The sequence below is a fragment of the Synechococcus sp. R6-5 genome (assembly GCF_047461775.1).
Taxonomy (GTDB): domain Bacteria; phylum Cyanobacteriota; class Cyanobacteriia; order Thermostichales; family Thermostichaceae; genus Thermostichus.
In genome coordinates, this window is record NZ_JANSHV010000119.1 from 1 (window position 1) to 4706 (window position 4706).

General features: G+C 57.7%; 6 protein-coding genes. 3 read left to right on the plus strand and 3 right to left on the minus strand.

Annotated features, from left to right (window positions below):
* Positions 1 to 103: 103 nt before the first annotated feature.
* Both NW818_RS07160 and NW818_RS07165 read right to left on the minus strand, forming a co-directional pair.
* Positions 104 to 850, minus strand: a complete 747-nt coding sequence (locus NW818_RS07160; protein ID WP_414424180.1) for a TVP38/TMEM64 family protein — start codon at positions 848 to 850, stop codon at positions 104 to 106.
* Between the two features lie 80 nt (positions 851 to 930).
* Positions 931 to 1281, minus strand: a complete 351-nt coding sequence (locus NW818_RS07165) for a phenylpyruvate tautomerase MIF-related protein (RefSeq protein ID WP_011432208.1) — start codon at positions 1279 to 1281, stop codon at positions 931 to 933.
* A gap of 171 nt (positions 1282 to 1452) precedes the next feature.
* Here NW818_RS07165 and NW818_RS07170 point away from each other — a divergent pair, with 171 nt between their 5' ends.
* On the plus strand, positions 1453 to 1836 hold the full coding sequence (locus NW818_RS07170; RefSeq protein WP_414328848.1) for a RidA family protein: 384 nt from the start codon (positions 1453 to 1455) through the stop codon (positions 1834 to 1836).
* Positions 1837 to 1853: 17 nt separating this feature from the next.
* Here NW818_RS07170 and yidD read toward each other — a convergent pair whose 3' ends face one another.
* Positions 1854 to 2123, minus strand: a complete 270-nt coding sequence (gene yidD, locus NW818_RS07175; protein ID WP_011432210.1) for a membrane protein insertion efficiency factor YidD — start codon at positions 2121 to 2123, stop codon at positions 1854 to 1856.
* Positions 2124 to 2354: 231 nt separating this feature from the next.
* On the opposite strand from yidD, the gene NW818_RS07180 reads away from it, so the two are divergent.
* Positions 2355 to 3656 carry an MFS transporter gene (locus NW818_RS07180; protein WP_414424181.1) on the plus strand — a complete coding sequence of 434 codons (1302 nt, stop codon included), beginning with the start codon at positions 2355 to 2357 and terminating at the stop codon, positions 3654 to 3656.
* Between the two features lie 130 nt (positions 3657 to 3786).
* Complete coding sequence (locus NW818_RS07185) at positions 3787 to 4653, plus strand: SpoIID/LytB domain-containing protein (RefSeq protein WP_414424182.1); 867 nt, start codon at positions 3787 to 3789, stop codon at positions 4651 to 4653.
* The last annotated feature ends 53 nt before the right edge of the window (positions 4654 to 4706 follow it).

Below are 4706 nucleotides of genomic sequence, written 5' to 3' on the forward strand. Positions count from 1 at the left end.
AACGCTCCGCGCCGCTTCCGCGACCACCTCCAGTCCTTCTCCCAGAGAGAGAGGAGTTGGGAAGCAATGCAACAGATTTCATTCTTGTTTAAAATGCAATTCCCTAGGCAGGCTCCACCGCTTCTTGTAGGGCTTTGCGGGCAATGCGAGTGATGTAGACGGTAGCGGCTATGGTGGCGATGAGCCCCACGAGGCGAACGACCCATTGGGCGGTTTGAGCCTGAGGATCCAACTCCGCGCCTTCCATGTCGGCCAGGGATCCCGCCAACGAGCCGATGTACACATACATAAAAGTGCCCGGCACGATTCCAGCGGTGCCCAGCAAGTTATCCAGAAAAGAAATTTGGGTCAGCCCTAGGGCGTAGTTGAGCACATTGAAGGGAAACGCAGGCGACAGCCGAATCAGGCCGACTATTTTCCATCCCTCACGTCCCAACGCTCGATCGATGGCCGCAAACTTGGCATTTCCCTCAATCCATTTCGCCACCTGTTCCCGCGCCAAGTAGCGCCCGATGAAAAAGGCCAAATTCGCTCCAATGGTTGCCCCGATCAGCACGTACACAGTTCCGGCCACCACCCCGAACACAGCTCCTGCCCCCAAGGTCAGCACCGAGGCTGGTAGAAGCAGCACCGTCGCTACAATGTAAATGGCAATGAAGAGGATTGGCCCCAGCAACCCCAAGCTTTCAATCCAAGCCAGAGCTTCGGCGAGCCAGTCTTGAATAACTCCAAAAAATCCCAATCGATGGGCTGCCCAAAAGATAAAAATGGCCAAGCCCAAGCCGGTAGCAAGCTTAAGCAAAATCCGCTGCTTTTGGGGATTTGTGTTGAGTTGAGGTAGCTCTTCCATTGGCTAAACTCCTACAAAGTTCTTGTGAGGCGAGCTAGGGCAAGCCAGAGTAGACAGCTCTTGGAGTGGGGGAAGTATCTTTACCCGAAAGTCGTGCCGTTCCATCCCCAAAGATAGCCTTTGGCATCGCTGAACTCAATGTAAATCCTCTTCTTGGGGATCCCCAATCGGGCCTCGATGGTGCCACAAAAAAACTCGCTCATGGCCCGGGTTTGTTGGGCGGAAAATTGCCCGATACTCTTGATTTCTAGGTAACAACAGGGATCCCCACTGCCGGCAAAGGTCATCGGGATCCCACCCTCAAAGGCGGTCATCACGTAGGCTTCCGACTTGCCCAACTGTTCCGATAGAGCAGCAGACAGCACCTTAAGCAGTTCCTCTACTGCGGCGATTTCTGGTTGCACAGACGTTTGCAGCTTGATCAAAGGCATGGATCCCTCTCCCTATCAACAAATTCATCTTGGCATTCTCAGCCCCGCTCTTCGGCAATCCACCTGTGGTAGCGTAGCGACAGAGTTGGGCAAACCTCTATGGAGCAGACGAAGCCGGCCAAGCCAGAGATCGGCCACCAGCAGGGCCAAATCGGGCCAGGCCCTTGTGCTGTGCAAACTGAGGCTGCCCCCGCTCCTGTCGGCCCCTACAGCCAGGGCGTTACTGCTCTGGGGCCATTCCTGTTTACTGCCGGGCAGGTGGGCCTGGATCCCAAAACCGGCAAACTGGTGGGGGAGGACATTGTTTCTCAAACTCGGCAGGCATTGCTGAACGTGCAGGCGGTGCTGGAAGCGGGGGGCACCACTCTCTCCCAGGTGGTGAAGACAACGGTTTTCCTGGCCGATATGGAGGATTTTGCGGCCATGAACGAGGTTTATCGAGAGTTTTTTGCCACCGATCCGGCTCCGGCTCGCTCTTGCGTACAGGTGGCCCGCCTGCCCCTCAATGCCCGAGTAGAAATCGAGGTTGTGGCCTGCTACCCACAATCGACCTAAATGTCTCCTGAGTCCGGCTAGCGGAATGGTTTCTGGGTCGGCGCGGATCCCGGCAAATCGGGAACTGGATCGTAGCCCCCTGGGTGCCAGGGATGACAGCGACAGAGGCGACGGATCCCCAGCCAACCCCCACGTAGGGCACCGTAGCGCCGCACCGCTTCCAAGGTGTACTGGGAGCAGGTGGGGTAGTAGCGACAAGCAGGCGGCAGCCAAGGAGAAATACCCACCTGGTAACCCCGGATCAGGGCAATCAAGCTGCGAGTGAGGGGATCCGATCGTTCAGGCATGGGTCGGAGTCCAAAAAGCGCATCTCTAGGTAACTTGAGGTTAGCTGTTATCCCAGACTGGAGGCGCCTGCAAAGGCGAGCAGGGCCGGTTCCCAGCCCCAGACCATACGGTTACAATCAGAAAGGTTAGCACCTAAATATTTCGGGCTGAGGGATCCGGCGAAGGTGGGCTTATCCTAGGGCGCGGTTCTGGGAGAACGCTTTGAGTTCCATTTTGCATAAGGAGTTGGCGTGAGGGTATTCGGGCAGCTGCAGCCGGCACAGCGGCGCAACTTGGGCATTTTGTTTGTGGCTGGGCTGCTCTTTTGGGCCAGTTTATCCTCGCTGCTGCCCACGTTGCCTCTCTACGTCAGAGATGCCGGTGGCACCAGCCAGCAAGTGGGCTGGGTAATGGGGGCCTTTTCGATTGGGTTGCTGGCCTTTCGCCCTGCGTTGGGTCGCCTGGCGGATGGCCACAGCCGGCAGATCGTGCTGCTTATCGGCATGGGGGTGGTGGGGATGGCCCCCATAGGATACTGGCTCTCCGATTGGATCCCATGGGTAGCGCTGGTGCGAGCCTTTCATGGGGTTAGCATCGCCGCTTTTGCCACGGCCTATGTGACTTTGGTGGTGGATTTTGCCCCAGAAGAAAAACGGGGTGAGATCCTGGGCTACATGAGTTTGGTCAATCCGATCGGCGCAGCCATTGGCCCTGCTTTGGGCGGCTTTTTGCAGGAGTTTGCCGGCTATGGCCCTTCGTTTCTCTTCTCTGCTCTGCTGGGGTTGGTGGGCTTTCTTTGTACCCAACTGGTTCGAGAACAGCGGCGTGAGCATTGGGGATCCCTGCCGATGGATGGGGCCTTCTGGAGCTTTCTGGGCAGCCCGAAGGTGAGCTCCCTCGCTTGGGTGATGTTTTTGGTGGGGTTGGCCTTCGGCACCCAGACCACCTTTGTGGCCTTGTTAATCCAAGAAGCCGGAGCTCCCCTGAATCCAGGTCTTTTTTATACGGCAGTGGCCTTTGCCAGCTTTGGAGTGCGCCTGCTCACCGGTCGCGCTTCCGATCGCTATGGGCGGGGGCCATTTATCTCCCTCAGCTTGGCCACCTATGCCTTGGCAATGGGGATCCTGATTGTTGCCAATAGCAGCGGCGCTTTTCTGGCTGCTGGGGTCGCGGTAGGCTGCGGTTTTGGTACTTTGATCCCTCTCATTTCTGCCCTCGTGGCCGATCGCTCGGAGCCGGCGGAGCGGGGTCGCCTGTTTAGCTTGGTGATGTGCGGGTTTGATTTGGGCATTGGCCTGGCGGGGCCCCTTTTGGGCACCTTAGCAGCGGGATCCGGCTATCGAGCCATGTTTGGCTATGCGGCTCTTCTTTCCTTGGCTTCCTTGGGTTCTTTTCTCTTCTTCTCCAATGGGCGACCGGGGGACTCGCTGCGCTTTGCCTTGGGCCTGGGGCCGGACAGCCTTTCGGGTTGTCTGGAGGACAGCCGCAACCCGACCTCCTGGAGCCACCGGGTCAGCCCGCTCCCCCGGAGACGGGATCCCGTTCATAGATAGTCTCATATCTCTATCAGATCCCCCCTGCTCCACACCTGATCCACACCTGAATTGAGACTCAAGCCCTCTGCAGTTTCTACAGACAAACCGGCCCATTTCTGGAAACTCGCCCTATCCTAAGTTGGAGTTGGTGTACAAAAAGCAACTCTGGGCACGGGCTATGGAAGCGCGGCATTGGCTGGCCCTGCTGGGATCCCTGGTGGTCAGTGCCTTCTGGGGATGGGTGGAGTCTGTCTGGGGGGTGACAGTGCGAGTGCAATTGGCCGATACCACTGCCCCTCTGGTGGTAGGCGTTTCTCTCCCTGCCCAACTGATCAACGGTCGGGGAGAGGTGCTAGCAGATCTGCCCCCTATGCAAGGGTTTTTGGCTCAGCCCAGCCCTCAAGGGGTGCGTCTGCATGGGGTGGTTGACCCGGTGCTGTTCATCGAACCTCAGGAGGGTGGCCTGGTGGCAGTGAATGGCCGCTGGTACTCCGGCAAGGTGCTCTTGACTGGCTACAACATGGTGATGGCCATCAACTACGTGGATCTAGAAGACTATGTGGCCAGTGTGGTGGATGCAGAAATGGGATCCCGGTTCTTCCCAGAAGCCCTGAAGGCGCAAGCGGTGGCAGCCCGCAGCTACGTTCTTTACCATCGCAATTCCCGCGGTTGGTTTGATGTGTTTAGCGATACTCGCTCCCAGGTGTACCGAGGGCTTTCCCAGCGGTCGGCAGCCGCCCTGGAAGCAACACAAGCCACCCGTGGTGTGGTCATGGTGTATGGGGGTCAGTTTGTCAATGCCATGTACAGCGCCAGCAGCGGCGGCCAAACCGTCGGGGTGAGTGGGATCCCTTATTTGATGAGCTTACCGGATGTCAGCCCCTATCCCAAGTTTGGGCATGGCATTGGCATGAGCCAGTGGGGCGCCCAAGAACTGGCCCGCCGAGGCTGGACTTACCGCCAAATTTTGGCCTACTACTACCGAGGGGTCAGCTTTGCTCGTTTGCCAGAGTGAGACCTTCAGTGCCCTGATTTGCTCTGTCTGATACATTTACGCTGAACATTGCT

Coding starts and splice junctions, on each gene's coding strand:
- NW818_RS07160 (WP_414424180.1), bottom strand. CDS start 850: ATGGAAGAGCTACCTCAACTCAACACAAATCCCCAAAAGCAGCGGATT.
- NW818_RS07165 (WP_011432208.1), bottom strand. CDS start 1,281: ATGCCTTTGATCAAGCTGCAAACGTCTGTGCAACCAGAAATCGCCGCA.
- yidD (WP_011432210.1), bottom strand. CDS start 2,123: ATGCCTGAACGATCGGATCCCCTCACTCGCAGCTTGATTGCCCTGATC.